This is a genomic window from Acinetobacter sp. ACZLY 512, assembly GCF_023614015.1.
Classification (GTDB): Bacteria; Pseudomonadota; Gammaproteobacteria; order Pseudomonadales; family Moraxellaceae; genus Acinetobacter; species Acinetobacter soli.
On record NZ_JAKIVI010000003.1, the window covers coordinates 18180 to 42905 of the forward strand.

The 24726-nt window shown below is 45.4% G+C and carries 25 protein-coding genes and 1 riboswitch; of the genes, 13 read left to right on the forward strand and 12 right to left on the reverse strand.

The features are described 5' to 3' along the window. Window positions 1-178 precede the first annotated feature (178 nt). The 4 genes from rpsO (at window position 179) to crcB (ending at window position 4757) form a co-directional block, all read left to right on the forward strand. Window positions 179-448, forward strand: a complete 270-nt coding sequence (gene rpsO, locus L2096_RS04665) for a 30S ribosomal protein S15 (protein WP_004920392.1) — start codon at window positions 179-181, stop codon at window positions 446-448. A 256-nt stretch (window positions 449-704) separates the two neighbouring features. Further along, on the forward strand, window positions 705-2792 hold the full coding sequence (gene pnp, locus L2096_RS04670) for a polyribonucleotide nucleotidyltransferase (protein ID WP_171063713.1): 2088 nt from the start codon (window positions 705-707) through the stop codon (window positions 2790-2792). A 171-nt stretch (window positions 2793-2963) separates the two neighbouring features. After that, the gene (locus tag L2096_RS04675) at window positions 2964-4187 is read left to right on the forward strand and encodes a CorA family divalent cation transporter (protein WP_004943916.1); all 1224 of its coding nucleotides are present in this window, start codon (window positions 2964-2966) and stop codon (window positions 4185-4187) included. Window positions 4188-4245: 58 nt separating this feature from the next. Then, a riboswitch (Fluoride riboswitch) is annotated at window positions 4246-4312 on the forward strand. Window positions 4313-4376: 64 nt separating this feature from the next. Beyond that, a complete protein-coding gene (crcB, locus tag L2096_RS04680; RefSeq protein ID WP_076033426.1) occupies window positions 4377-4757 on the forward strand; it encodes a fluoride efflux transporter CrcB in 381 nt (126 codons plus the stop codon). Here crcB and L2096_RS04685 read toward each other — a convergent pair. The 5 genes from L2096_RS04685 to L2096_RS04705 form a co-directional block, all read right to left on the reverse strand. Beyond that, entirely contained in the window at window positions 4754-5107 is a 354-nt protein-coding gene (locus L2096_RS04685; protein WP_088458949.1) for a chaperone modulator CbpM, read from the reverse strand. The two genes, crcB and L2096_RS04685, sit on opposite strands and share 4 nt — an antisense overlap. Before the next feature lie 11 nt (window positions 5108-5118). Further along, window positions 5119-6060, reverse strand: a complete 942-nt coding sequence (locus L2096_RS04690; RefSeq protein WP_151765094.1) for a DnaJ C-terminal domain-containing protein — start codon at window positions 6058-6060, stop codon at window positions 5119-5121. Between the two features lie 200 nt (window positions 6061-6260). Further along, on the reverse strand, window positions 6261-7136 hold the full coding sequence (hslO, locus tag L2096_RS04695) for an Hsp33 family molecular chaperone HslO (protein WP_004943908.1): 876 nt from the start codon (window positions 7134-7136) through the stop codon (window positions 6261-6263). A 50-nt stretch (window positions 7137-7186) separates the two neighbouring features. Then, a complete protein-coding gene (locus L2096_RS04700) occupies window positions 7187-9028 on the reverse strand; it encodes a monovalent cation:proton antiporter-2 (CPA2) family protein (RefSeq protein WP_004932575.1) in 1842 nt (613 codons plus the stop codon). 72 nt (window positions 9029-9100) lie between these two features. Next, complete coding sequence (locus L2096_RS04705) at window positions 9101-11332, reverse strand: primosomal protein N' (RefSeq protein ID WP_250365026.1); 2232 nt, start codon at window positions 11330-11332, stop codon at window positions 9101-9103. A 138-nt stretch (window positions 11333-11470) separates the two neighbouring features. On the opposite strand from L2096_RS04705, the gene gspF reads away from it, so the two are divergent. The 3 genes from gspF to L2096_RS04720 all read left to right on the forward strand — a co-directional run bounded on the left by gspF (window position 11471) and on the right by L2096_RS04720 (window position 13829). After that, window positions 11471-12676 (forward strand): type II secretion system inner membrane protein GspF, encoded by a 1206-nt coding sequence (gspF, locus tag L2096_RS04710; protein ID WP_048763890.1) that lies wholly within the window; start codon window positions 11471-11473, stop codon window positions 12674-12676. 24 nt (window positions 12677-12700) lie between these two features. Then, a complete protein-coding gene (gene gspG / locus L2096_RS04715; RefSeq protein WP_004943896.1) occupies window positions 12701-13222 on the forward strand; it encodes a type II secretion system major pseudopilin GspG in 522 nt (173 codons plus the stop codon). Window positions 13223-13484: 262 nt separating this feature from the next. Further along, on the forward strand, window positions 13485-13829 hold the full coding sequence (locus tag L2096_RS04720) for a hypothetical protein (protein WP_213064096.1): 345 nt from the start codon (window positions 13485-13487) through the stop codon (window positions 13827-13829). Window positions 13830-13869: 40 nt separating this feature from the next. On the opposite strand, the gene lnt is transcribed toward L2096_RS04720, so the two are convergent. Both lnt and L2096_RS04730 read right to left on the reverse strand, forming a co-directional pair. Further along, entirely contained in the window at window positions 13870-15432 is a 1563-nt protein-coding gene (gene lnt, locus L2096_RS04725; RefSeq protein ID WP_151868748.1) for an apolipoprotein N-acyltransferase, read from the reverse strand. Further along, window positions 15429-16268 carry a CorC family transporter gene (locus tag L2096_RS04730; RefSeq protein ID WP_004932593.1) on the reverse strand — a complete coding sequence of 280 codons (840 nt, stop codon included), beginning with the start codon at window positions 16266-16268 and terminating at the stop codon, window positions 15429-15431. The genes lnt and L2096_RS04730 overlap by 4 nt, the downstream gene beginning before the upstream one ends. Before the next feature lie 187 nt (window positions 16269-16455). On the opposite strand from L2096_RS04730, the gene tusA reads away from it, so the two are divergent. After that, window positions 16456-16713, forward strand: a complete 258-nt coding sequence (gene tusA, locus L2096_RS04735) for a sulfurtransferase TusA (protein ID WP_004932596.1) — start codon at window positions 16456-16458, stop codon at window positions 16711-16713. Window positions 16714-16811: 98 nt separating this feature from the next. On the opposite strand, the gene aroE is transcribed toward tusA, so the two are convergent. Continuing rightward, a complete protein-coding gene (gene aroE / locus L2096_RS04740) occupies window positions 16812-17612 on the reverse strand; it encodes a shikimate dehydrogenase (protein ID WP_119025662.1) in 801 nt (266 codons plus the stop codon). A 76-nt stretch (window positions 17613-17688) separates the two neighbouring features. Further along, window positions 17689-17877, reverse strand: a complete 189-nt coding sequence (locus tag L2096_RS04745) for a DNA gyrase inhibitor YacG (RefSeq protein ID WP_004932603.1) — start codon at window positions 17875-17877, stop codon at window positions 17689-17691. A gap of 98 nt (window positions 17878-17975) precedes the next feature. Here L2096_RS04745 and L2096_RS04750 point away from each other — a divergent pair, with 98 nt between their 5' ends. The 5 genes from L2096_RS04750 (at window position 17976) to metC (ending at window position 22417) form a co-directional block, all read left to right on the forward strand. Continuing rightward, window positions 17976-18614, forward strand: a complete 639-nt coding sequence (locus L2096_RS04750; RefSeq protein WP_171495250.1) for a class I SAM-dependent methyltransferase — start codon at window positions 17976-17978, stop codon at window positions 18612-18614. Next, complete coding sequence (locus tag L2096_RS04755) at window positions 18604-19809, forward strand: TIGR03862 family flavoprotein (protein ID WP_250364961.1); 1206 nt, start codon at window positions 18604-18606, stop codon at window positions 19807-19809. Before L2096_RS04750 ends, L2096_RS04755 begins: the two co-directional genes overlap by 11 nt. 79 nt (window positions 19810-19888) lie before the next feature. Beyond that, the gene (locus L2096_RS04760) at window positions 19889-20302 is read left to right on the forward strand and encodes a GFA family protein (protein WP_004932613.1); all 414 of its coding nucleotides are present in this window, start codon (window positions 19889-19891) and stop codon (window positions 20300-20302) included. A 183-nt stretch (window positions 20303-20485) separates the two neighbouring features. After that, window positions 20486-20956, forward strand: a complete 471-nt coding sequence (locus L2096_RS04765) for an Lrp/AsnC family transcriptional regulator (RefSeq protein ID WP_227265006.1) — start codon at window positions 20486-20488, stop codon at window positions 20954-20956. A gap of 297 nt (window positions 20957-21253) precedes the next feature. After that, the gene (metC, locus tag L2096_RS04770; RefSeq protein ID WP_250364962.1) at window positions 21254-22417 is read left to right on the forward strand and encodes a cystathionine beta-lyase; all 1164 of its coding nucleotides are present in this window, start codon (window positions 21254-21256) and stop codon (window positions 22415-22417) included. A 66-nt stretch (window positions 22418-22483) separates the two neighbouring features. On the opposite strand, the gene L2096_RS04775 is transcribed toward metC, so the two are convergent. From L2096_RS04775 to L2096_RS04785, 3 genes are all read right to left on the reverse strand, one after another. Further along, window positions 22484-22816 (reverse strand): HopJ type III effector protein, encoded by a 333-nt coding sequence (locus L2096_RS04775; protein WP_004932623.1) that lies wholly within the window; start codon window positions 22814-22816, stop codon window positions 22484-22486. A 236-nt stretch (window positions 22817-23052) separates the two neighbouring features. Beyond that, window positions 23053-23301 (reverse strand): type B 50S ribosomal protein L31, encoded by a 249-nt coding sequence (locus tag L2096_RS04780; protein ID WP_250364963.1) that lies wholly within the window; start codon window positions 23299-23301, stop codon window positions 23053-23055. 86 nt (window positions 23302-23387) lie between these two features. Then, complete coding sequence (locus L2096_RS04785; RefSeq protein ID WP_004932628.1) at window positions 23388-24686, reverse strand: ABC1 kinase family protein; 1299 nt, start codon at window positions 24684-24686, stop codon at window positions 23388-23390. Between the last annotated feature and the right edge of the window lie 40 nt (window positions 24687-24726).

Sequence of the window (24726 nt, forward strand, 5' to 3'; positions counted from 1 at the left end):
ACTGATAAGCACCGCCACACCGTATTGAATTGATTTATGAATTGTCAATTACGGTCTTATCCTTTAAAATGGCAAACTGCTGTAGTGATGCACGGCAGTCAAGAAATGCTATCTTTTTAGATAATATTTTTGATTTTTATCATTTTATTAGTTTTTTTAAGCATCTCGGAGAAATCGAATGGCTTTAACAAACGCAGATCGCGCAGCGATTATCGCTAAATTTGCACGTGCTGAAAACGACACGGGTTCACCAGAAGTTCAAGTTGCACTTTTGACTGCTCAAATCAATGATTTGCAAGGTCACTTCAAAGAGCACAAACACGACCATCATAGCCGTCGCGGTCTCATCCGTATGGTTAACCAACGTCGTAAATTACTTGACTACCTCAATGGTAAAGACCACGGTCGTTATGTAAGCTTGATCGGCGAATTAGGTTTACGTCGTTAATTCGATTTTGGCTTGTTTTTCGGTTGTGCGCGCGATGACGTCTCTCACAACTGAAGACGGGCGAGTGTCTGGTGTTTGCATCAGACTACGCTAGAAGGGGCGAATGTTCGCTCCTTCTTTGTGTCTATTCTCTAGTGAGGTCGGCTTCTAAGCTTTGTCATTTATCATTGCTGTTGGGGTGATATGAATGCCAAACCTTAGGGGTCTCCACTAGAATAACTGTTCAAAAAGAACCAGGAAAAAAGATTACATGTCGATGTTTAATATTATTCGTAAAGAATTCCAGTTTGGTCAGCATCAAGTTGTATTGGAAACAGGTCGTGTTGCGCGTCAAGCAAACACTGTTCTAGTGACGATGGGCGGTGTGACTGTATTGGTTGCAGTTGTTGCACAAGCGAAAGCGAAAGCGGGTCAAGACTTTTTCCCACTGACTGTAAACTACCAAGAAAAGCAATATGCTGCTGGTCGTATTCCAGGTGGTTATGGCAAGCGTGAAGGCCGTGCCTCTGAAGCTGAAACGTTAATTTCACGTTTGATTGACCGTCCAATTCGTCCGTTGTTCCCAGAAGGTTACTTCAACGAAATTCAAATCACTGCGACAGTGGTTTCTTCTGACAAAACCATGGATGCCGATATTGCAGCTATGTTAGGTGCTTCAGCGGCATTGTCGATTGCTGGTACACCTTTCCGTGGCCCAATCGCGGGTGCACGTGTTGGTTTAATCAACGGTGAATATGTTTTAAACCCGAACTTTGAACAATTAAAAGAAAGCGATCTTGACCTTGTGGTTGCAGGTACTGAATCTGCTGTCTTGATGGTTGAATCTGAAGCCAAAGAATTGTCTGAAGATCAAATGCTTGGCGCTGTACTTTTCGGTCATGACGAAATGCAAATTGCAGTTCAAGCGATCAAAGAGTTTGCTGCGGCTGCGGGTGCAGTTGAGTCAACTTGGGTTGCGCCAACCAAAAATGAAGCATTGCTTGAGCAATTGAAAGCAGCGTTTGAAGCGAAAATTTCTGAAGCCTATACCATTGCTGTAAAACAAGATCGCTATGCAGCAATTGATGCGCTTTATGCAGAAGCAGTCGCTCAGTTCGTTCCAGAAAATGACGAAACGGGTATTGCTGATGAAGTGAACGAATTGTTTGAAGACCTTAAATACCGTACTGTACGTGACAATATCTTGTCTGGTAAGCCACGTATTGATGGTCGTGACACCAAAACTGTTCGTGGTATCGATGTACAGGTGGGTGTATTGGATCGTGCGCACGGTTCAGCATTATTTACCCGTGGTGAAACTCAGGCCTTGGTGACCACTACTTTGGGTAACACACGTGATGCCCTTATGGTGGATACGCTTGCGGGCACCAAAACTGACAACTTCATGTTGCACTACAACTTTCCTGCATACTCTGTAGGTGAAACAGGTCGTGAATCTGGTCCAAAGCGCCGTGAAATTGGTCATGGTCGTTTGGCACGTCGTGGTGTTCAAGCTGTATTGCCTGCGGCTGACCGCTTCCCGTACGTGATTCGTATCGTATCGGACATCACTGAATCAAATGGTTCATCATCAATGGCGTCTGTATGTGGTGCATCACTTTCATTGATGGATGCAGGTGTTCCTCTTAAAGCGCCAGTCGCTGGTATTGCGATGGGTCTTGTGAAAGAAGGCGAGCGTTTTGCTGTACTTTCTGACATCTTGGGTGACGAAGATCATTTAGGTGATATGGACTTTAAAGTTGCTGGTTCTGCCAATGGTATTACTGCACTTCAAATGGACATCAAGATTGAAGGCATCACCGAAGAGATTATGGAAGTTGCATTGAATCAGGCGTATGCAGGTCGTATGCACATCCTGAATGAAATGAACAAAGTAATTTCACGTGCACGTCCTGAAATTTCAGCACATGCACCAACGTTTGAAGTGATTACGATCAATCCAGACAAGATTCGTGACGTGATTGGTAAGGGCGGCGCGACGATTCGTCAAATTACTGAAGAAACCAAAGCTGCAATTGATATTGAAGACAATGGTACAGTGCGTGTATTTGGTGAAACCAAAGCCGCTGCACGTGCTGCGATTGCGAAAATTCAGGCATTAACTGCTGAAGTTGAGCCTGGCAAAATCTATGACGGTAAAGTCATCCGTATCGTAGAGTTTGGTGCATTCGTGAATATCATGCCAGGTACCGATGGTTTGCTACATATTTCACAAATTTCAAATGAACGTGTTGCGAATGTATCTGATGTTCTTAAAGAAGGTCAGGACGTTAAAGTACAGGTTGCAGATGTCGATAACCGTGGTCGTATCAAATTGACCATGAAAGACATCGAACAGGTTTAAGTTTTAAATCTGTTACATGATTAAAAAAGTCCGCTTCGGCGGACTTTTTTATGGCAAGTCACAACATAAATGAAGCGCTGGCAAATACTCGGGTACATTTTTCATTGAGTATTTTAAGCTAGATTTAGTACCATCAACCTATGCCACACCGCATCGAAAATACGGGTACACATGCAAATTTATTATGTTTATAAGCATGCTGCTGAACAGTATGCCTTTATTAGCCAACAGGTTCAGGACGAGCATCATCTGGCATTTATGTGGGTCGATTGCATTCGTGAAGATGTGGTGATGCAAACCGAGGAATGGCAAAAAAATATCAATGGCCTGACTCGTCTCTCTATTAACGAATTTCATATTCGCGATATCTTAAATATCGATCATCCATGTGCATTTGACACGATGGACGATTATGATTTGCTGATTTTTCGTAAAATCATTACGCCTGACGATCAGATCAGCAACAGCGAAGTGACCGGAGAAGTACATGAAAGTATATTCGGTTTAGCCACAACCCCGATCAGTTTTATCATCTCGCAAGACGTGCTGATCAGTATCCGTGAGACAGGCAATAAGGCGATGGATGCCTATGTGCAGCGTTATGAACAGATTGTACAGCGGGATATCAGTGATCAAAACAAGCCACGCAAGTTGCCTTCGACACCGATCGATTTAACCCTGCGCATGCTCAATAGCATGATTGATGCCTATCTGGATTTGCGTACACCGCTCACGCGTCGGGTCGAACACTGGCAGCGTGAGCTGTTGCAGGGGCGTAAACGATTTCACCAATGGCCACAGTTGTTTCAAGAAAACATGGCATTTCAGCAAGTCGAAAATTTGTGTGAAGAGCAGATTGAAACTTTACAGGAGCTACGAGACGAACTGGTGGAAAATTATCATCATCTGATGGGTCAACACGCTTCGGAATCGCCAGATTTACTGTTGGTTAGAATGAACGATCTGGTGAGTCATATTGAGCGCACGCAAAAACACACCTCCAGATTACGTGCCGCAATTCAGTCGGCCATCGATTTGCATTTTAATGCGATTGCCAATCAAACCAACGAAAATATGCGGATCTTGGCCATTATTACCGCCGTTTTTGCGCCATTGACGCTTCTAACCGGCGTATATGGTATGAATTTTGAGTTTATTCCCGGCTTAAAATCTCCCGAAGGATTCTGGATGATGCTGGCGGCGATGTTGCTCAGCACACTTTTGCTTTTGTATTACTTTTATCGACAGCATTTGGTGGGGCGTGGTGAAAAAAGCGTCATTGAAATGCTGGCACATCAAAAACGGCAGCGTAATATGAATTTGTTTTGGTTTCTAGATTATGAACCCATCAAACAAACTCTGAAAGAAGTTGAAAAAATAACCAAATTGAAATAAAACCGCTTGAAGAGGCTTGGCGTAACTGCTTCACATCAAGCCAAGATTAGACTAAACTGAGCACACAGGAGATGACATTCCTCCTCGCAAAAACCGCCATTCTGGCTAATGATGTCTACGTTACCTCTTTTCAGCAGGGGCGTAGGCATATTGTGCGTGCTCTGCATGAAAAAATATTGGAGCATGCCGATGTACTCATCTTTACTCTCAATTGCTTGTGGCGCTGTGCTTGGTGCATGGATTCGCTGGTTCGTTGGGCTTAAATTTAATCCGACTTTACAGCATTTCCCTTTAGGCACCATTCTGGTCAATCTGGTTGGCGGCTTTATTATCGGCTATGCCATCGCCTTTTTTGCACATGCGCAGATCAGTGCCAATTATAAGTTATTTATTATTACAGGCTTTTGTGGCGCATTGACCACATTTTCGACCTTTTCTGCCGAAGTAATCGATCTGCTTCAGCAGCAAAAATACAGCTGGGCGATTGGCCTGATCTTGATTCATGTGCTGGGATCACTCCTTTGTACGGTACTTGGTTTACTCAGCTATCAGTGGATCAGTCAGAATTAATGACGGTTTGTTTGCTGGTCTGAAGGAGGCGTCAGATGCCGGACAGCATGGCGCAACTGTTGTACTTCATCAAGTAAGTCCAGCATCAGTGCCACCGCCGATAAACTGGCATCAAAGTCACGTTGCAAACGATAGGCTCTGCGCGCCCGTGCGACATCCTCTCCCAAAAACTGATGTTGATCGGGATGTCCCACCAGCAAAATATCATAGTCAATCAATTGCAGCACCCATTCTGGGCTTTGACCACAGACCTGTGCAAACTGCTGTAAATTGAGTCCGCGTTGCTCATCGATAATCTCGGCGGTGGTCTCATTCTGACAAATCACTTCCACATAATGAATTTTAGACATGAGCTGGCTCCTTATCGACGGGGTTGAAATGAAGAAAATGCCTGAGCAAGTGCTTCATAGGCGCTGTGTTGGGCTTCGGTCTGTGCTTCGGGTAAAACCAGATTGATCATTAAATACAAATGTCCGGGCGTTTTATTGGGAATCCCTTTGTCTTTTAAACGCAACTGCTGACCAGTTTTGGAATTTTTCGGTACATTGACACTAACGCGACCACTTGGAGTTTGAACCTCAATTTTTTGCCCAAGTGCTGCTTCCCACGGTGCCACATCGACTGTGAGATAAACATCAGCACCCTCAACATGCATTTGTGGGGTGTTTTTGTAGTGAATTTCGAGGTATAAGTCGCCATTTTCACCACCGTTTATCCCAGCTTGGCCCTGACCATTCAAGCGAATTTGCTGGCCTTCTTTCATGCCTTTGGGGATTTTCACTTGCAAGGTTTTACGCTGTACTTCTGCCTCCCCATAAGCATTTAAAGTTGGAATTTGTAAGGTGAGATTTTGAGTACTGCCATGGTAAGCCACTTCAATATCTACCTCGATTCGTGCATGTTGATCTTCACCACGAAAGCGGTGCGTCTGACGCTGATATTGGTGATTGGCACCACCAAAGCCTGCACCAAAACGACCGAATAAGTCTTCAAAGCCACTAAAGTCAGCGCCCTGACCTTGCTGGTAAAATGGTCCACCATCAAAACCTGCACTGCCTTGAGCACCTTGCCCAAAACCGGAAAAGCCTTGAGGATAATCAAGTTGCTGATCGTACTCTGCTTTTTTTTCAGCGTCACTTAGCGTGTCATAGGCAATATTCAGCGCTTGCATCTGCGCCTCGGCATCTGGCTCCTTACTCACATCGGGGTGATACTTGCGTGCCAGCTTTCGATAGCTTTTTTTAATCTCTTCAGGTGTCGCATCTCGCGAAACACCGAGCGTTTCATAATAGTTCTTGGCCATGTACGGTGTCTTAATTATAAGTGAATTATACTGTGTTATACGGCGATTTACTCATTCAATTCAAGTCATCTGTAATATGAAACTGTTGGGTTTTGGCAATAAAAAACCCGAATCATCTTCTAAGACGATTCAGGTTTGTTTAAACCAAGCCATCACAACATCCAGATCGCTAGAAAATGCGTCTGCGTTGATCTGTGTATTTAGCTGAGATGTTCACCAAACAGGCCTAAAGCCTCTTCTGCGGTAAAGGTATAGCGGGCTTGGCAGAATTGACAATCCATCTGTATTGGATTTTGTTCAGCCAATGTTTCACGTACCGCATCTACCCCGATCTGTTGCAGGGCAGCCGCACAGCGTTCTTTTGAACAGGTGCAGCCAAACTTTAGCTGTTCTTGCTCAGGCAGGCGTACTTGCTCTTCGTTGTACAAACGGTACAAAATTTCATTGGCTGGTAAATCGGTTAATTCGTCTGCTTTGAGCGTTCCTGTGAGCATGATCAGGCGTGGCCAGATGTCTTCATCAATCAGTTGTTGCTCTTCTTCGTTGTTACGCGGCAACAGCTGAATGAGTAAGCCACCCGAACGCTCGGCGGTCGTGGCCAGCACGATATGCGTTGGAATCTGGGCCGACAAATCGTAGTACTGCATCAGGCAGCCTGCGAGGGTTGGCTGATCGAGCGGTACGATCCCTTGATAGCGCTCACCAAATTCTGGCTCAATATTAATAAACAGCACTGGATTTTGCAGTGTGCTCAGTACCACGCTACTGTCTTGTGCCTGCTCAAAATGTGGATCATTTTCATAGTCTGCCAAAGCACGCACTTCACCCAAATGGTTGCACTCGGCCATTCCCCAGCGAAACGTGCCTGAGGCCTGAATTTGTAAACTGATACGACCTTTGATTTTGAGGGTACTGGCCAAAAGTGCCGTTGCGCTTAACATTTCCCCAAGCAACACCTGCACAGCAGGTTGATAGGGACGTTGAGCCAAAATGGTTTGTAATGCTTCTTCTAAATGTACGACTTCTCCACGAACAGGGCAGTCCTCAATAAAAAAGCGTTGGCGTAAATCAGACATATTTTTCTCCATAACCCTGTATTAATGGTGTCAATATTGTAAAACACAAGTCAGTGACGATCATCTTGTGTAACATCAATACGATGATTTTCGTGTCTGTTTTCACGATTGTGTTCGGGGTATTCATCTTGATGGCGTTGATCACTGTCGAAGAGGTGTTCAAGTTCAGCCATTGCATTGCGATGTGTTTCAAAAACTTTCTGTTCGTCGTGATAGATGCTTTGCTGCTGCTCCAGCAACTGTTCATCATAATCACGGAACACTTGAATATTTTGACTGGCTTGCTGCTCTGACAGCCCCAACAGATTGAGCGCCCGATGTGCCATGCCCAAAGACGATAAATACGTTTCACGCCAGATGTGCCTTACGCCCAGATCACGCAATAAATGCACATGGTGCCGATCTCGGGCACGAACCAGTAAATGAATATCGGGATAGTTCAAGCGAATATGGCGTGCAGCATTCATGCTGTCTTCAACGTCATCAATTGCCAAAACAAAGACCTGCGCCTTTTCGATACCCGCAGCACGTAAAATTTCCGGTTCGGTGGTATCACCATAGTATAAGGTGCCACCATAACGTCGGACAAAATCAATCTGCTGTAAATTGTTGTCGATGGCAGTAAAGGCAATCTGATTGATACGTGCATTTCGAGCGATAATTTGACCAAAACGACCAAAGCCCGCAATAATCATAGGGGGTGACTGATCTGGAATTTCGTCAAATTCTGGCGTGGTATCCTGTTGCAGTCTCGGTATAACAACATGCTGAATCAAGGCGTAAAAGAGTGGCGTCAGCACCATCGACAAGGTGACAATCAGCACTACAGGCTGAACAATGGCCTGAGTCAAAACCTGCTCGCTTTGTGCAACGCTCAGCACCACAAATGCAAACTCACCCCCTTGAGCCAAACAGGCTGCCAGCATCAGGCTGTTGTTCCACTTGTATTTAAAGTAACGAGCGATACCCATCAGTAACACGCCCTTTATCACAATCAGTGCAAGTGCCGAACCAATAATGATTTCTGGCATATGCAGCATGAGCGTCAGTTGTGCGGTCATGCCCACTGTCATGAAGAACAGCCCCAAGAGCAAGTCTTTAAAAGGGGCGATGCTGGCTTCAAGTTCATGACGAAACTCTGAGTCTGCCAGCAGAACACCTGTCAAAAATGCGCCAAGTGTAGTGCTGATACCTAAAATTTCCATCAATTGCACCACGCCCAGCACAATGAACAAGCCCACTGCGGTAATCAGCTCTGTCGCACCACTTTTGGCAACAAAACGAAAAAAGGGCCGCATCACAAAACGGCTAAATAGAAATAAGCCGCTAAAGGTGGCTAAAATCGCAGCAAAGTAGGCAATACCATGGTGCGTAGTCGAACTACCGGTCAAAAGTGGAATAACGGCTAAAAGTGGGATGGCTGCGATATCTTGAAACAGCAAAATAGAAAAGGACTGCTGACCATAAGTGGTGTTGAGTTGCTGCTTTTCTGCCAGCAATTGCAGCACAAACGCGGTTGAAGACAGCGCCAGCGCAAATCCGATGATAAAACTACTGGTCACCGATTGCTTAAAGACCAAAAACACCAGTCCCATCAACACCATGCCAGTCAGAATCACCTGCGTACTGCCCATCACAAAAATCGAGTGACGCATTTGCCACAAGCGCTGCGGGCGTAGCTCAAGCCCAATAATAAACATCAGTAAAATGACGCCAAATTCAGCCATATGCATGATGGCTTTGGCATCGGTTGCAACATTCAGAACATGCGGACCCAGTACAATACCGGTCAACAGATAGCCAATGACGGTTGCAATACCAAAACGTTTACCTAGCGGCACCAGTAGTAATGCGGCACCGAGAAAAATCGTGATTTGTAGCAACAGTGACATAGAAAACTCTGAATACGTTGGGAGCTAAGTGAAGGTTTAACTCTAGCATTTTCAGCCATGAACATTAAGCCATCAGCTAAATTCTTGCGGATCGACATCAATCGAAAGCCGTAACTGATGCTGGCGCGGTTGCTGTACGGTATCGGCCCACCAAGAACGTAAAAAGAAATGTAAGCGCGCCCGATCTTGCGCCAAAATCACCATATGTGCCCGATAACGTCCTGCTTTTCGTTCCATTGGCGCGGGAATAGGCCCCCAGATCTCGGCCACACTGCCTGCCTGTTGTAAGAAACGCGCTGCGGCTTGTTGTAAAAAAGCCTGACTGTATTCACGATATTTGGATTCACAGCGGATCAACACGCTATAGCGATAAGGGGGCAACAACGCCACCCGACGTTCATTGAGTATTTCGGCGGCAACGGCACGATAATCTTTTTCAATCAGCGTTGTTAGCATCGGATGATCGGGGCGCAGGGTTTGTAGATACACTTCGCCTTTATGTTCACCGCGACCAGCCCGTCCCGAAACTTGAACAATCAATTGAGCGGTGCGTTCTGGCGCACGGACATCGACACTCAGTAAGCCGGCATCGATATCTAAAATCGCCACCAAGGTCACAAACGGAAAGTGATGACCTTTGGCCAGCATTTGGGTTCCGAGTAAGATCATCGGCTTGTTTTGCTGGATTCGGTCATAAATTTTTTGCCAGCTGCCGACTCGGCTGGTACTGTCACGATCAACCCGAATCACATCATGCTCAGGAAAGAGTTCGGTCAAATGCGCTTCGACTTTGGCAGTGCCCATGCCCAAGGTTTTTAAGGTCGGGTGATTGCAGGCCAAACACGCCTCTGGCATGCGCTGAATAGTGCCACAGTGGTGACAGTGCAGGTAGGTATAGGGTTGTGTATGTACGGTAAAATGTGCGTCGCAATGTGGACAATTGGCTTGCCAGCCGCAACTTTCGCAGACCAGTACGGGGGCATAGCCACGTCGGTTTAAAAAAATCAGGACTTGTTCTTGGCGCTTGAGGGTGTGCTGGATTTGTTCGATCAGCTTTTGGCTCAATCCGTGCTGCTTTTTGGCTACTTTTAAGTCGATCAAGTGTACTTTAGGCATTAATGCCACGCCAGCACGTTGATTTAACTCAAGTAATTCAAGTTTGTTTTGTTCGACCAGATGATAACTGTCGATACTGGGCGTGGCAGAGCCAAGAATAATCGGACAATTTTCCAGATGCGCACGATACAGTGCCACATCGCGTGCATGATAGCGAAAGCCTTCTTGCTGCTTAAAAGAAAGATCATGCTCTTCATCTAAAATGATCAATCCCAAACGCGGTAAAGGGGTGAAAATTGCAGACCGCGTGCCCAAAATAATTGAGGCTTTGCCCATTTTGGCCTGTTGCCAAGCCTGTAAGCGCGTGGAATCGTTTAAACCTGAATGCAGCAACGCGACATCGCAGTGAAATCGGGATTTGAATCGGGCAATGGTTTGTGGTGTCAGACCAATTTCAGGCACCAGCACCAGCACCTGTTTACCTTGCTTGAGCACCTCGTGCATGATGTGCAAATACACTTCGGTTTTGCCGCTGCCGGTTAGCCCATCGAGTAAAAAGGCGCGGTAGGCATGCAAATGTGCCATAACGCGTTCAATGGCATGCTGCTGGTCAGGGTTGGCAGTTAATGGCATTTGTGCCAATTGTACCGGCGTGGGACGGAAATCTTGGATTTCCTGTGTGCAAGTCACCAGTTCTTTTTTTTGTAAAGCCCGAAGGGTCGCGGTATCGACGCCGCTTAAATTTAAAATGGTCTCAGTGGTGCCGGCTGGATGTAGCTTGAGAATTTGATAGGCTTCAAACTGTTTGAGCGAGCGCTTGAGTTTTGCGTCTGGGTCGGGATGCGCCGCGATGCGCCAGATGTGCGTCAGGATATCCTCGTCCTTGCCTTGACGTAGCAAACCGGGTAATGCCGTTTGAATCACTTCGCCTAGAGGAAATTGGTAATATTGCGCCGACCATGTCAATAATTTTAAAACTTTCTGGTCTAAGATCGGTGATTGATCCAGTAAAGCCTGAATCGTTTTTAATTGAAACCTTGGATCGAGTGGCAGATCAGGCGCCAGTTTTTCAGTAATCATACCGACCAGTGTCTGACGGCCAAACGAGACTAAAACGCGTGCACCGATCGCTGCCTGTTCATAATCTGCTGCGCTTACGCTATAGTCGAAGGTATCGTATAAATGCACAGGAACGGCCACACGAACACGGAAAATGTCTTGAGAGGGCTGAGGTGGCGTAGTGTGCATCAAGATGGAGTCGCTCTATGGATCATCTTGCGCATTATACTCAAACTGAGCATGTCTGAGGTGCTTAATCAATCATGCTGGATTTAACACGACGTATTTACATCAACACGATTTTTTGGGAAAAACTAAAATACCACCATGCCTGCATATCAATTTACGGCGCTTGATGCCGCTGGAAAACAACACAAAGGTGTTTTGGAAGGCGATTCTGCGCGCCAAATTCGCCAGCAGCTCCGTGACCGTGAATGGACACCCATTCTGGTCGATCCCGTAGAAAAAAAAGACAAGCAACAGGGGCGTGCATGGTTTCAAAAGAAATTTACTGCCTATGATCTGGCCTTAATGACCCGTCAGCTTTCCGTGTTGGTGGCGGCTGCGATTCCGCTTGAAGAAGCCTTAAGAGCCGTGGCCAAACAAAGTGAAAAAATCCACGTACAAAATTTATTGTTGTCGGTGCGCTCTAAAGTACTAGAAGGGCATTCTCTAGCGCAAGGTATGCAGCAGTCGGGGCGTTTTCCAGATTTATATATTGCGACCATTGCGGCCGGAGAACGATCTGGACATTTGGATCTGATTTTAGACCAGCTCTCGGACTACACCGAAAACCGTTTTGCCATGCAAAAAAAAGTACAAGGGGCCATGATTTATCCGATCATTTTAATGCTGATGTCATTTGCGATTGTGATGGGACTCATGACCTATGTGGTGCCAGATATTGTGAAAACTTTCGATCAGAGCAAACAGGCGCTTCCGTGGATTACTGTGGCGCTGATGAATGCCAGTGATTTTATTCGTCAGGCATGGCCGTTTATGCTGGTGATTGGCTTTTTGAGTATTGTGATGTTTGTACGTTTTCTTAAAACCAGTGCAGGACATTATGCGTTTGATCGCTTAACGCTCAGATTGCCATTATTTGGTAAATTATCACGTGGTATAAACGCAGCACGTTTTGCAAGTACGCTGTCGATTCTGACTCGATCCGGCGTACCTTTGGTAGATGCGCTACGTATTGGTGCGGCTGTCAGTAGTAACTGGATTATTCGAGATGCGATTAATTTGGCAGCAGAAAAAGTGACCGAGGGTGGTAGCCTTGCTACCCAGCTTGAGCGCTGTGGTTATTTCCCGCCAATGATGGTACAAATGATTCGAAGTGGTGAAGCATCTGGCGAGCTGGATCGCATGCTGGAGCGCGCATCGAGTATGCAAGACCGTGAAGTGTCTACATTTATTTCGACAATGCTGGCCTTACTTGAGCCATTAATGCTCGTTCTCATGGCTGCGATTGTCTTGGTGATTGTGATTGCGGTGATGCTACCGATTGTCAATATGAATAATATGATTTAAAAACGATTGAAACTAGAGATGAATATGGAATTAAAACAGACACGATTAAACGATTCAAAGCAGGACAACACCTCTGCGGTTCTTTCTCAAGGCCTGTCGGCGTCTGCATTGCGTGCACCACGCCTGAAGCGTGCCTCTGGTTTTACCTTAATCGAAGTCATGGTGGTGATTGTGATTTTGGGTGTGCTGGCGGCACTGATTGTACCTAACGTCATGGGCCGTGGAGAAAAGGCTAAAGTCGATACCACGCAAATTACGTTAAAAGGGGTGGCAGGTGCGCTCGACCAGTTTAAGCTCGACAATGGCCATTTTCCAACCATGCAAGAAGGTGGCTTAGATGCCTTGGTGAATCAGCCTGCAACTGCGAAAAACTGGTTGCCGGGTGGTTATGTAAAAGGCGGCTATCCGAAAGACAGTTGGGACAATGATTTGCAATACGTGATTCCGGGTACTGAAGGACGTGCCTACGATTTATATTCTTTTGGTGCCGATGGTAAAGCCGGTGGCGAAGGAAATGATGCTGATATTTATTATGCTGAAAAATAATTAAGATAATGATGTTCTTCACTTATGGCTTAAAATAAGTCATAGGTGAAGTGATAATCGCTCTTAGTTATTGTTACATATTTAAGTTGCTGTTATTTAATTAAAAATATAATAACTAAGATATGAGAGTTATAATAAGAATTATTATTAAACTGGATAGTTACAAGAAAAACAATCGGTTAGAAAGATTCAGCTTTTTATTTGATAAAAACTACGCATAATGACAAAAGAAAATAAGTTAAACGCAATGGGAGCGATCAGTATGAAAGCATTGTTCTTATCCGATGAAGTGAACCAATTGCATTGGTCTGTGCTTAAGGCGCTATGTTTTGTGCTGAGTCTTCTGCCGCTTTGTCAAAGTGCAATCACGCTTTGGTCGCTTAGCGATGCCAGTAGCCAGATCATGGTGGCTTTTTTAAGTATTAGTGTTTTGAGTTCAGTATGGCTGGTGACCTTTTTCAATGCATTGCAACTGACTGTGGTTTCCTTGGCGCATTTAAATCTCTCGCCTTTAGAAACTCAACTCATCCGAATTTACCGTCAGGTACCGATGATGACGCTCGCAGGCATGATGGCGTATATGAGCTTCATCAGCCTGTCACTTTAGAGAATATAAAAAAAGCCGAGAATGTCTTCTCGGCTGGTGTTTAGCGTCTGGATTTGTAAGAAACATCTTGAGGCTTACGCGGTCGGTAGAACCAGCCCAAAAGTAATAATAATCCAGAAAAGATTAAAATTGGCCAGTCACTTAGACGGGTATACAGCGTTTCGCCTTGCATTGCAGGCAATTCACCACGCAATACGGCTGCCTGATCCATAGGTGCTTGTTCAACAATATGACCGTTACTATCGATAAACGCGGTTACACCAGTGTTGGTTGCGCGGATAAACCAGCGACCATTTTCTTTGGCACGCATTTGTACCATTTGCAAATGTTGTAACGGGCCAGCCGTACCAGTAAACCATGCATCGTTCGATACCGTGATCAAAAAGTCACTATTTTCAGCATTGCGACGGGTCAAGTTTGGATAGGCCACTTCATAACAAATGGCAGCAGCCAGTGCATGACCTTTAATCATTAACGGTTTTTGATTGTCTGGTCCGCGGCTAAATCCACTCATCGAGGGATCATTTTGTAGTGCCGGTAGCACCCAGCTTAATAATCCAGAAAGCGGAATATATTCTCCAAAGGGCACCAAACGCTGCTTTTTATACAATCCGTGTGCATCGGAACCTGAGGCCATAATACTGTTGTAATACAGCGGTGTTTGGGCCTGACGCGATGCAGGAAGATCCCAGTACGGTATGCCGGTCACCCATGCAGAACCACTGGCCTTGGCTTGCTGGTTCATGGCATCTAAAAACGGTTGAATGTCGGTCTGAAACATCGGGATAGATGATTCTGGCCAAACAATCAGATCTCGGCCCCATTCGCTTCGGGTCAGATTGGCGTAAATCATCAGTGTTTTAAGCTGATATTCGGTAAGCCATTTTAAATCTTGCGGAATATTGCCCTGAATCAGGGAAACCGACAAGGGTGCTGTTTTCTTTGGCTCGACAAATTGCAGCTTAGAGGCACCCCATGCGCCCACCAGTAAAATGGCAGCTGGAATCAGCCAGAAAATACGGCGTTTGAGTAACTCGACCAAGGCACAGGCCAGTATAATCACCACAAACGACACCCCAAATACACCAAAGAGGGGCGCATAGTGATCGAGATAACGCTCGGTAAAGGCATAGCCTGCAAATAGCCATGGAAAGCCGGTAAATACCCAAGTCTTTGCCCATTCAAATACAATCCAGAGCGGAGCGAAGGTGAGGGGAGTTTCTGGGAAAAAACGACGATAAAGCCAAGTTTGAACCGCTGTGAACAGGCCCATCACCAAGGCCATCACGGCAATCATCAGCACACTCAGGGCTGCATTGGTATCTCCATAGACATGAATGGAGGTGTACAGCCAAAATGCCCCAACAAACCAAAGCCCGAATCCATAAGCCCAGCCCAAGGCAAAGCCTTGTTTCGCTGAGCGCCCATGCAATACCGCATACAAAAGGGCTGGCGATAAAATCGCAATCCACCAATAGTAATAAGGTGCAAGGGCCAGGCTAAAAATTGCGCCAGAACAAAGAGAAATCAGTAAGGGAAAAATAAAGGGAAGCTGTTTTTGCTGCCGAGATGATCCCAGCAGCTGACTAAAGTATGCTCTCATTTACGTACAGCTCGAATCAGATGAATTATGCGTGCATCTGCTTCAATAATTGTAAACTGCCAGTTATCAAGCTCAATCACCTGACCTTGTAAATCACTGACCAGTCCAATTTCCTGAAGCAATAAACCGCCCACAGTTTCTACTTCATCGTCAGAAAAATCAGCATCTAAAACTGTATTAAAATGTTCAATTGGTGTAAGTGCTTGCACCATCCACGAGTTGGCTGTGGTGTGGTTGCTGTCAGGCACAATGTACTGGGCTTCTTCATCGACATTGTCATGCTCGTCTTCGATTTCACCCACAATTTCTTCTAAAATATCTTCAAGCGTGACCAAACCTGCCGTCGTGCCGTATTCGTCGATCACAATGGCAATATGGGTTTGGGTGTGTTTGAGCATGCGTAGCACTTGGTCCGAGCGGGCACTTTCCGGCACAAACAGTGGCTGACGCATCAGAGCACGGATATCGACAATGGCAGTTGGTTCGGTCAAGAACGGCAGTAGGTCTTTGGCCAGTAAAATCCCGACCACATTGTCGGGCTGATCCGATGAAAAAACCGGAAAACGGGAATGAGCCGACTCAATCAAAACATGCAAGATGTCGAGTAATTGGTCATCTTCTTGTAAGCTGATCATGGACGTACGAGGGGTCATGACTTCGCGAATTTTTGTGGCGGGAAGATCAAGAACACCTTCTAGCATCGCCACCGTATCAGGTTCTAAAAAACGACGTGAATCTTGAACTAATTTGAGCAGTTCATCGCGTGTTTCTGGCGCAGTTCCTAGCCATTTTCGTAAACCGCGCATTCCCCACGATGGGCCTGATTCCTCGTGCATAATCTTTCCTAAAGACTCTTTATGCTAGTAAATGAATTTTTATCATACCGAAGAAAATATGCTTATGCATCATCCAATCGGCGGGAAAAAGTAAATGATTCAGCTTGATGGATCAAATTTGCCGAATTTCGGGTTCCATGTCGGTTTATGTTAAACTATGGTCTGTTTTTTGAAGTGAAGTGTACGCATGTCAGCACGCGATTTTACCCCGGCCATTCAGTTGAATACGCGTGGTTTACGATGCCCTGAACCGGTCATGATGTTGCATCAGGCAATTCGTAAATCTAAATCTGGTGATATTGTTGAAGTTTTGGCAACCGATCCTTCAACGTCGTGGGATATTCCAAAATTTTGTATGCACTTGGGTCACGAGCTGTTACTGCAAGAAGAAACACAAGATGATCAAGCACTCAAAGCATATCGTTATCTGATTCAAAAAGGCTAATTCAGCGTTCCAATGACCATTTACACGATTTGGGATGTGGGTTATTGAAGGGATGGCATGCGCCGAGTCAAGCGGCGCATGACCACAACATACTTTTATTAATGCGACTTAGATAAAAAATCTTTAAGCTGAGGTTTTACGCCGTGCCAAATCGAAAACGCTTCAATGGCCTGACCCACCAGCATACCAAAGCCATCTGTGCTCGGCACGCCACGCTGCTCGGCTTGTTCTAAAAAGCTTGATGCTTTGCCGTAGGCCATTTCATAAGCATAATCAAAACGAAGGGCAGCGGGCAATTGTAGAGCATCGCCACTTAAACTGGCCGATGTCGCATTGATGACCAGATCAAAATCGCCAGCAAGTTGATCCAGCGCCATGACGTTAAGTTGTGCCGGCGCGACTGCATCATGTAAATCTTCGACCAGTTGAACAGCACGTTCAAGTGTGCGGTTGGCAATGGTTATTTCCTTCACACCTGCTTGTACCAGCGGATAAATCACACCACGTGTTGCGCCGCCTGCGCCCAGAATTAATACACGCGTTTTTTCTAATGGCCAATCTAGCGCACGAATGGCATCGACTAAACCCTGACCATCAGTATTGTCACCATGCAATGCTCCGTTTTGCATCCAGAGTGTATTCACGGCTTTTGCGGTTTTGGCGCGTTCAGTCAAGACATCACAAAGTGCAAAGGCTTGTTCCTTAAAGGGTACGGTGACGTTCATTCCTACACCGCCGTCTTCAAAAAAATTACGCACCGAGGCCTCAAAGCCATCCAGTGCGGCCAGCCGTTTGCTGTAGTGCAGCGTGATGCCGAGCTTTTCTGCAAAGGCATGATGCAACTCGGGCGAGCGAGATTGTTCAATCGGATTACCAATTACAGCAAACTGCTTGGTCATGCAAGACATCCATGAAAGTCAAAATGGCTTCACTATACGTGAAAAATCCCTAAACTTTAAGACGATCTAAAGCAGATCAATCGTCATAATCGTCTGGATGTTTTTGCTCGGAGCTGGGTGAATCTTGCGTTGGAATTTTATAATCTTCACTGGCCCATGCACCCAAATCAATCAGCTTGCAGCGCTCTGAACAAAAGGGACGAAACGGGTTGTTCTCCCAGTGCGAGGGTTGTCCACAACGCGGGCAGGGAAATGTACGTGGCATACCGGAATTCCTTAAATTCATCATCAAGATGTTAGGCAAAGTCATGATGAGTTGTTAGACTTATGCCTGATTTCACGATTAAGTTTAAATAGTTTGCTGTGATTATGTCGATACGTCAATTTCAGGCTCAGCGTATGCAAGCCCCTCGTGCTTTTACTCCTGTGGCCAACACGCCACTGTGTCTCGAAATCGGGGCGGGTAAGGGCAAGCATGCCATGTTGTTTACCGAGCAACATCCAGAGCGGCATTTGGTGGCCATTGAACGAACCAAAGAGAAATTTTTGGCGATGCAAAAGCAGCAAGAACTACACGCGCGTGCGCATTTAACGCCTGTACATGCCGATGCATTGCCTTGGATTGTGCACGCACTGTATCCGGCGCAAGTTGAACAGGCCTTTATTTTATATCCGAACCCAGAGCCGCATAATCCAGCACAGCGCTGGTTAAATATGCCGTTCTTCGAGTTTTTACTGTCACGCATACAGCCAGAAGGCACACTTACACTGGCCAGTAATATTCCAGAGTATATCGACGAAGCCGCTCAGCAACTTGAACAGCTGTGGCAGTTACCTTTTGAAAAACAAATCATTGCGCCTGACTCTGCACGCACGCATTTTGAGATTAAATATTTACAACGCGGCGAGCTGTGCCAGCAACTGGTGATCACCAAGCCCGCGGCATATCAAACTCGCTTTGACCAGTTTATGCCGTTATTGGGTCAAAATCATGCCGAATAAGCAGATTGCGATTATTGGTGCCGGGCCTGCCGGATTGGCCTGTGCCGAGGTTCTGTCGGCACTTGGCACATACGACATCACAGTATATGAGCAAAAACCGTCTGCAGCGCGCAAGTTTTTGATGGCAGGGAAAACCGGACTCAATATCAGTCATGCTGAAGCACTCGATACCTTTCTGACACGCTATGATCACACCGACTGGCTTGAGCCAATGATCCGGCCGTTTCATGCACAGCAGATTCAGACTTGGATGCAAGAACTGGGGATTGCATCATATGTCGGCAGTTCCGGGCGGATTTTTCCCAATGAAATGAAAGCCGCACCCTTACTGCGGGCATGGCTGAAGCGTTTACAAGATCGTGGCGTGACATTTCGCTATCGCCATGAAGTCATCAATGTGTCTGATCTTGAGCTTTCAGTGGTTGATATCCAGCGGCAACAGCATCGTACTGTTCTGGTCGATGCGGTGGTTCTGGCCTGCGGCGCCGTTTCATGGCCGCAATTGGGCAGCGATGGAAAATGGCAAGCGTGGTTGCAACCAGAGCAGATTCAGCCTTTTCAGGCCAGTAATGTGGGTGTACTGGTGAACTGGTCGGCCTATCTTGCTCCTCTTTTTGGACAACCGTTAAAGCGTATTCAGGCGTGGGTTGATGGTCGAGCGCCACAGTTTGGTGAAATGGTCATTAGCCATTATGGCTTGGAAGGCGGTTTGGTCTATCGTTGTAATCGTGATTTGCGTGAAGCAATGCAATCTCAAAACTCCAGCGTTTTATATCTAGATTTGCTGCCAGACCAGCGTGTGGAACAAATTTTACAAAAACTCCAGCAAGGCAATAAGCAATCCCTCAATACCGTGTGGCAAAAAGCAGGACTGGATAAAACCAAGATTGCCTTAATCCGCGATGTGGTACCCAAAACCGACTGGAATGACGCACAGAAAATGGCACAGCACATTAAGCAGCTGGCAATTTGTGTACAAGGTTTTCGTCCGATTGAAGAAGCCATCAGCTGTGCTGGCGGGATTGCACGAGATGCGCTGGATTCAACGCTCCGTCTAAAAGACACAACGGCCACCTTTGCCTGTGGCGAAATGTTGGATTGGGATGCACCTACTGGTGGCTATCTACTGACCGCTTGTTTGGCCACAGGACGGGCGGCTGCTCAGGGTGTACATGCGTATTTGGGGGCTCAATAAGCAGAAAGTCGTGATGTTACTCAGCTGAAAAATCTGTTAGTTTGGTTGAAAAATCAATGCAAACAGGGAGAGCATCCTCATGTCAAATACAGCGCTATTGACCGGCAGTTGTTTGTGTCAGGGCATTCGTTATGAAATTTCAGGCCGTGGAATCGGTGAGATTATCGAATGTCACTGTCAGCGCTGTCGTAAAGCCAACGGTACGGCTTACGCCACCAATGCGCCAGTACACATTGATGATTTTAAGATTGTTCAAGGTGAGCATCTTCTTAAGAAATATCAGTCTACGCCCACCACACAGCGTTGTTTTTGCAGTGAATGTGGTTCACCCATCATGAGCATTAAAACCGATACACCAGAATATCACCGACTGCGTATTGGAACGCTTGATACCAAAATCGAGCAAAAACCGAGTATGCATATTTTTGCAGCGCATAAAGCAGAGTGGGACAGTATTCAAGATGATCTACCTCAATATGCCGAGCGCCCATAAGCAGCGCACGATAGATGAGTCGTTATGCACCGTGCATGGATTATGAGGTTTGTGCGGTGTGCTTCACACATAGATTGAATTTGACTCAGAAACAGTACCAATCTTAATCACAGAAAAATAGAATTCCATTTCACTTTTCGCTACATTGATGGCATAACTTTTCAATGCCTCTTCACCGATACTATGAATGTTCAACTTGATAAATATGATCGCGGAATTTTAGAACTTCTCCAACAAGACTGTACATACGCCATTGGTGATATTGCCGATCGGGTGGGGCTAAGTAATACCGCATGCTGGCGCCGGATTCACAAAATGGAAGAAGCAGGGATTATTTACGGTAAAGTGGCCTTACTGGATCGTAAGAAGCTCAATATCAATGTGGTGGTCATGGTGTTTATCAAGATTGCACAGCACAATATGGAATGGATTCAAAAGTTTCGCGACCATATCCATACCATCGATGAGATTCTTGAAGTATATCGAATGGCAGGCGAAACCGATTATTTGCTTAAAGTGGCGGTGCCAGATGTGATGGAATATGATCGGGTGTATAAACGACTGATTCAGATTCCGGGTTTAGCCGATATTAGCTCAAGCTTTGCGATGGAGCAGATCAAGTACACCACCCGTTTGCCACTCAACTATTTCTAATATCGATGCGGCTTGAGTTATCTGCCTATTCTTTTAATCAGAACTAAAATATAAGTCCATTGAAACTTAACATCGGTGAGATATATGCCGATGATCAACATCGTTAAAAATGTCAGACAAAAGGATGTAATCCACAATAGCAGAATAAATATGGAGCATAATTTCTTTTTAATCTATGAAAGTGAAATAAAATTCTAATTTGAAGTGAAACTGATATTTTTTTTAAACTCAAAATTCAATCGAGCTTAACTATGATGATGTTGTCGAAAAGAACTACATAATCAAAAGGGTATCGAAATGAATCATGTATGTACCGATGTCATCAATTTAGGAAGAACACCGCATCGCTTTGATGGGTTAGTGAATACGCCGGTGTATCGCGGCTCGACCATTTTGGTCAATAGTTTTGAAGAGTGGGAGCAGCATAAGCAAAATGGTGGTGGTTATCGGCATTATGGTCGTTACGGCGCTGCAACCACTAAATCTTTTGAAAGCGCAATCAATACACTCGAAGGCGGTGCTGGCTGTCTGGTGTTTCCTTCTGGGCTTTCTGCATGTACACATACGCTTACCGCCTTTGTTCAAGCGGGTGATCATGTCTTGATGGCCGATAATGTGTACGGCCCGACGCGTAGTTTTGCCGATCAGATCTTACCTCGTATGGGCGTTGAGGTTGAGTATTTTAATCCATGCGACTTAGCAGCATTTGCGCAAAAATTACAAACCAAAACCGCTGTGGTGTATATCGAGTCTCCGGGTTCCATGACCTTTGAAGTAACCGATCTGGCTGCAATTTCTGAACTAAGCCACAAAAAAAATGCCAAAGTGCTGGTCGATAATTCATGGGCAACGCCATTATTTTTTCAGCCACTACAACAGGGTGCGGATGTTTCGATTCAGTCGGTGACCAAATATATTGGAGGGCATTCAGATATTTTGATGGGCACTGCAACGGCCAACGCCGATTCGATCGAACAACTGAGTCGTGTTGTGTATGGCTTTGGTGAAACCACCAGTCCAGATGATACTTATCTGGCTTCACGTGGACTACGCAGTCTGGCAGTACGATTAAAACAGCATAATGAAAATGGTCTGGCGGTGGCGCAGTATTTAAGTGCACATGCCAGTATCGGCCGTGTTAATTATCCTGCGCTTGAACACGCAGCGGGGCATGAAATATGGCGCCAATCTTTTAAGGGCGCGACCGGATTATTTTCTTTTTATCTCAAGCGCTCAGATCCTACTTATGTTGCACGTTTCTTTGATGCCTTAAACTTTTTTCACATTGGATTGTCTTGGGGAGGCTTTGAAAGCCTGATCTTGCCTGTGGGAGTGGCGCATCGCACGCAAAGCTCGGTACAAGAAGGGGGTTACTTGGTGCGCCTACATGTGGGGCTTGAGCATCTGGATGATCTGATTGCAGATCTGGAACAGGCACTTGATTTTGCCGATGCGCTTTAAGCCTGTTTCGAATCATTTGATTATTCCCCAATGCTTTGTTGGGGAATAATCAAAATCTAAAAAGACTTATTTGGCCTGAAGTGCCTTACCTTCAAAAGCCACACCATCCCAGCCATGTTGCATAAACTGACGAATATTTTGATGGTCTGTCCCTTCGGGGGTATTTAAAACGGCAGCATAATGCTCTGCAAACAAGCTTAACGTATCTGCCTGATTCAGCCCTTCAATTTTTGCATAAGACAGTACTTTGGCACTCCCTTGATTTTCTGTTGCGGCATTAGACTGCGCGCCATTTTGAAATGCAGTTGGGGTATGAACAAAATGTGCTTCAATATGAGCCAAGACATCTGCAAATTTGGCTTCGCCATTTTGTAACTGTTGAAGTAATGCCTGAGACATAAGATTCCCTCATTGTATCTGCCGTAAAGGGTTGTAAGCATAACATTGAAGCAAGCAGCAACTAAATGCTAAATCGAGAAATGAGATCGCTCATGGCGACATGAAGCCATAAAGTGCTGTGGATAACAATGAGCTTATACACAGAATCTGGACACAAAAAAAGAAGCCTAAGTGGAGGAGATAGATCCTTAGGCTTCGAATTCTTTTCACCTTAACGTGATAAACTTAAAATAAAATTAACGTTTAAAGCGCTTGAAGCGTTTGTTGAAGCTCGCAACACGACCTTCATTGCTGGCTTGACGTACTTCACCGGTATAAAACGGATGTGAGGCACTTGAAATATCCAAGGTCACGTATGGATAGACCTTACCTTGGTACTCACGTGTTTGTTTGGTTTGAAGTGTACTGCCGATTAGAAAATATGCATCAGCGTTTGTGTCATGAAACAATACTTGTTGATACTCTGGATGAATACCTGAACGCATGTCGACCTCGAATAATGAATCAATAGTTTATGTAATGTTATATTATAACAAATGTTTCAGTCAATGTATGCTCTGCTTAAAAATTGTTAACTGGGGTTGGGTACCAGTTCTTCAAACAAATCGTTGAGGTTGTCTTCAACTTTCAAATGGATCAGATTCCAGTAATGTCCGGAAATCGTGCGGTTAACCATCAAGGTGTCGGGCGACGGTCGAAATACATCCCAGTACTTTAACGACTTTTTAACCAGTGTGACGCTGTCATGATAGGCAGAATTTTCTGCAAAGTTATAAGGTTGAGTTAACGGGCGTAGTAGCACATCAATCCACTGAATATAGAGCTCTTCAGGAAAAGAAGATTTGATGGCAAGTGCTTGTAATGCCTCCAAATGATCTTCAATGGCAGGAATATTGTGTTTGCGTGCAGCATAAATGAGTTGTTTAAAATGTTCTACAATTTCGACACTTAAGGTTTTAACACCGCCAAAATCATAAATCACCACAGTACCATCTGGTCGAAAAGCAAAATTACCCGGATGAGAGTCGCAGTGAAAACGTTTTAAGTAAAACATTTCTTGCCCAAGGGTGCGAATCAATCGACGAGCCAGTGTATTACGCACTTCAAGTGGCCAAGTGCTTGCGGTTTCAAGCGACTCACCATGCTCAAGACTTAAAGTTAAGACGCGTCGGGTCGAATATGCCTTAAATACGCTAGGAATGACCACTTTGGCGTCTAGCGACTGATGAAAGGTTTTAAAAACTTCAAGATTTTGTGCCTCAATTTCGTAATTAAGCTCATCAGATAAGCTTTCTTGAATTTCGGCAAACAGTTTGTCCTGAAGCTTTTTATCGATTTTAATCACGCCCATGAGTCTTAAAGCCAGACGTACCTGTTTCAAGTCACTTTCACAGGCTTCATCTACGCCGGGATACTGAACCTTAACCACAACCTCCTGCCCATCATGCAGTCTGGCCCGATGAACCTGACCAATCGATGCCGCGGCAAAAGGAGTGGGCTCAAAAGATTGAAACGCGACATCGAGCGGTTTTCCGAGTTCTTTTTCGACCTGAGTGCGAATAGTTGCAAAAGGTACGGCAGGTGCCTGACGTTGTAACTTGGCAATCGATTGTGCCACTTCTGGCGGAAAAATATCCTTGTACTGTGAAGCAATTTGCCCCACTTTCATCACCGCACCTTTCATTTCACCCAAAGTTTCTGCGATCTGAATACCAATATCTTGAAATAACTTGGTTTTTGCAGCAAGTTTCTGTTCTTCATCGGCAGTGAGATGTCGAATGGAGTTGGACACGGTTTTGGTTGCAATGCTGGCGGTCATGCCTGCAAGTTTCATAAAACGCCGACCCGGTGAGCTCGCATTTTTTGCCATCTGAAGTACCTTTTCGCTGCGGTTTTTTCAATTTTGATCA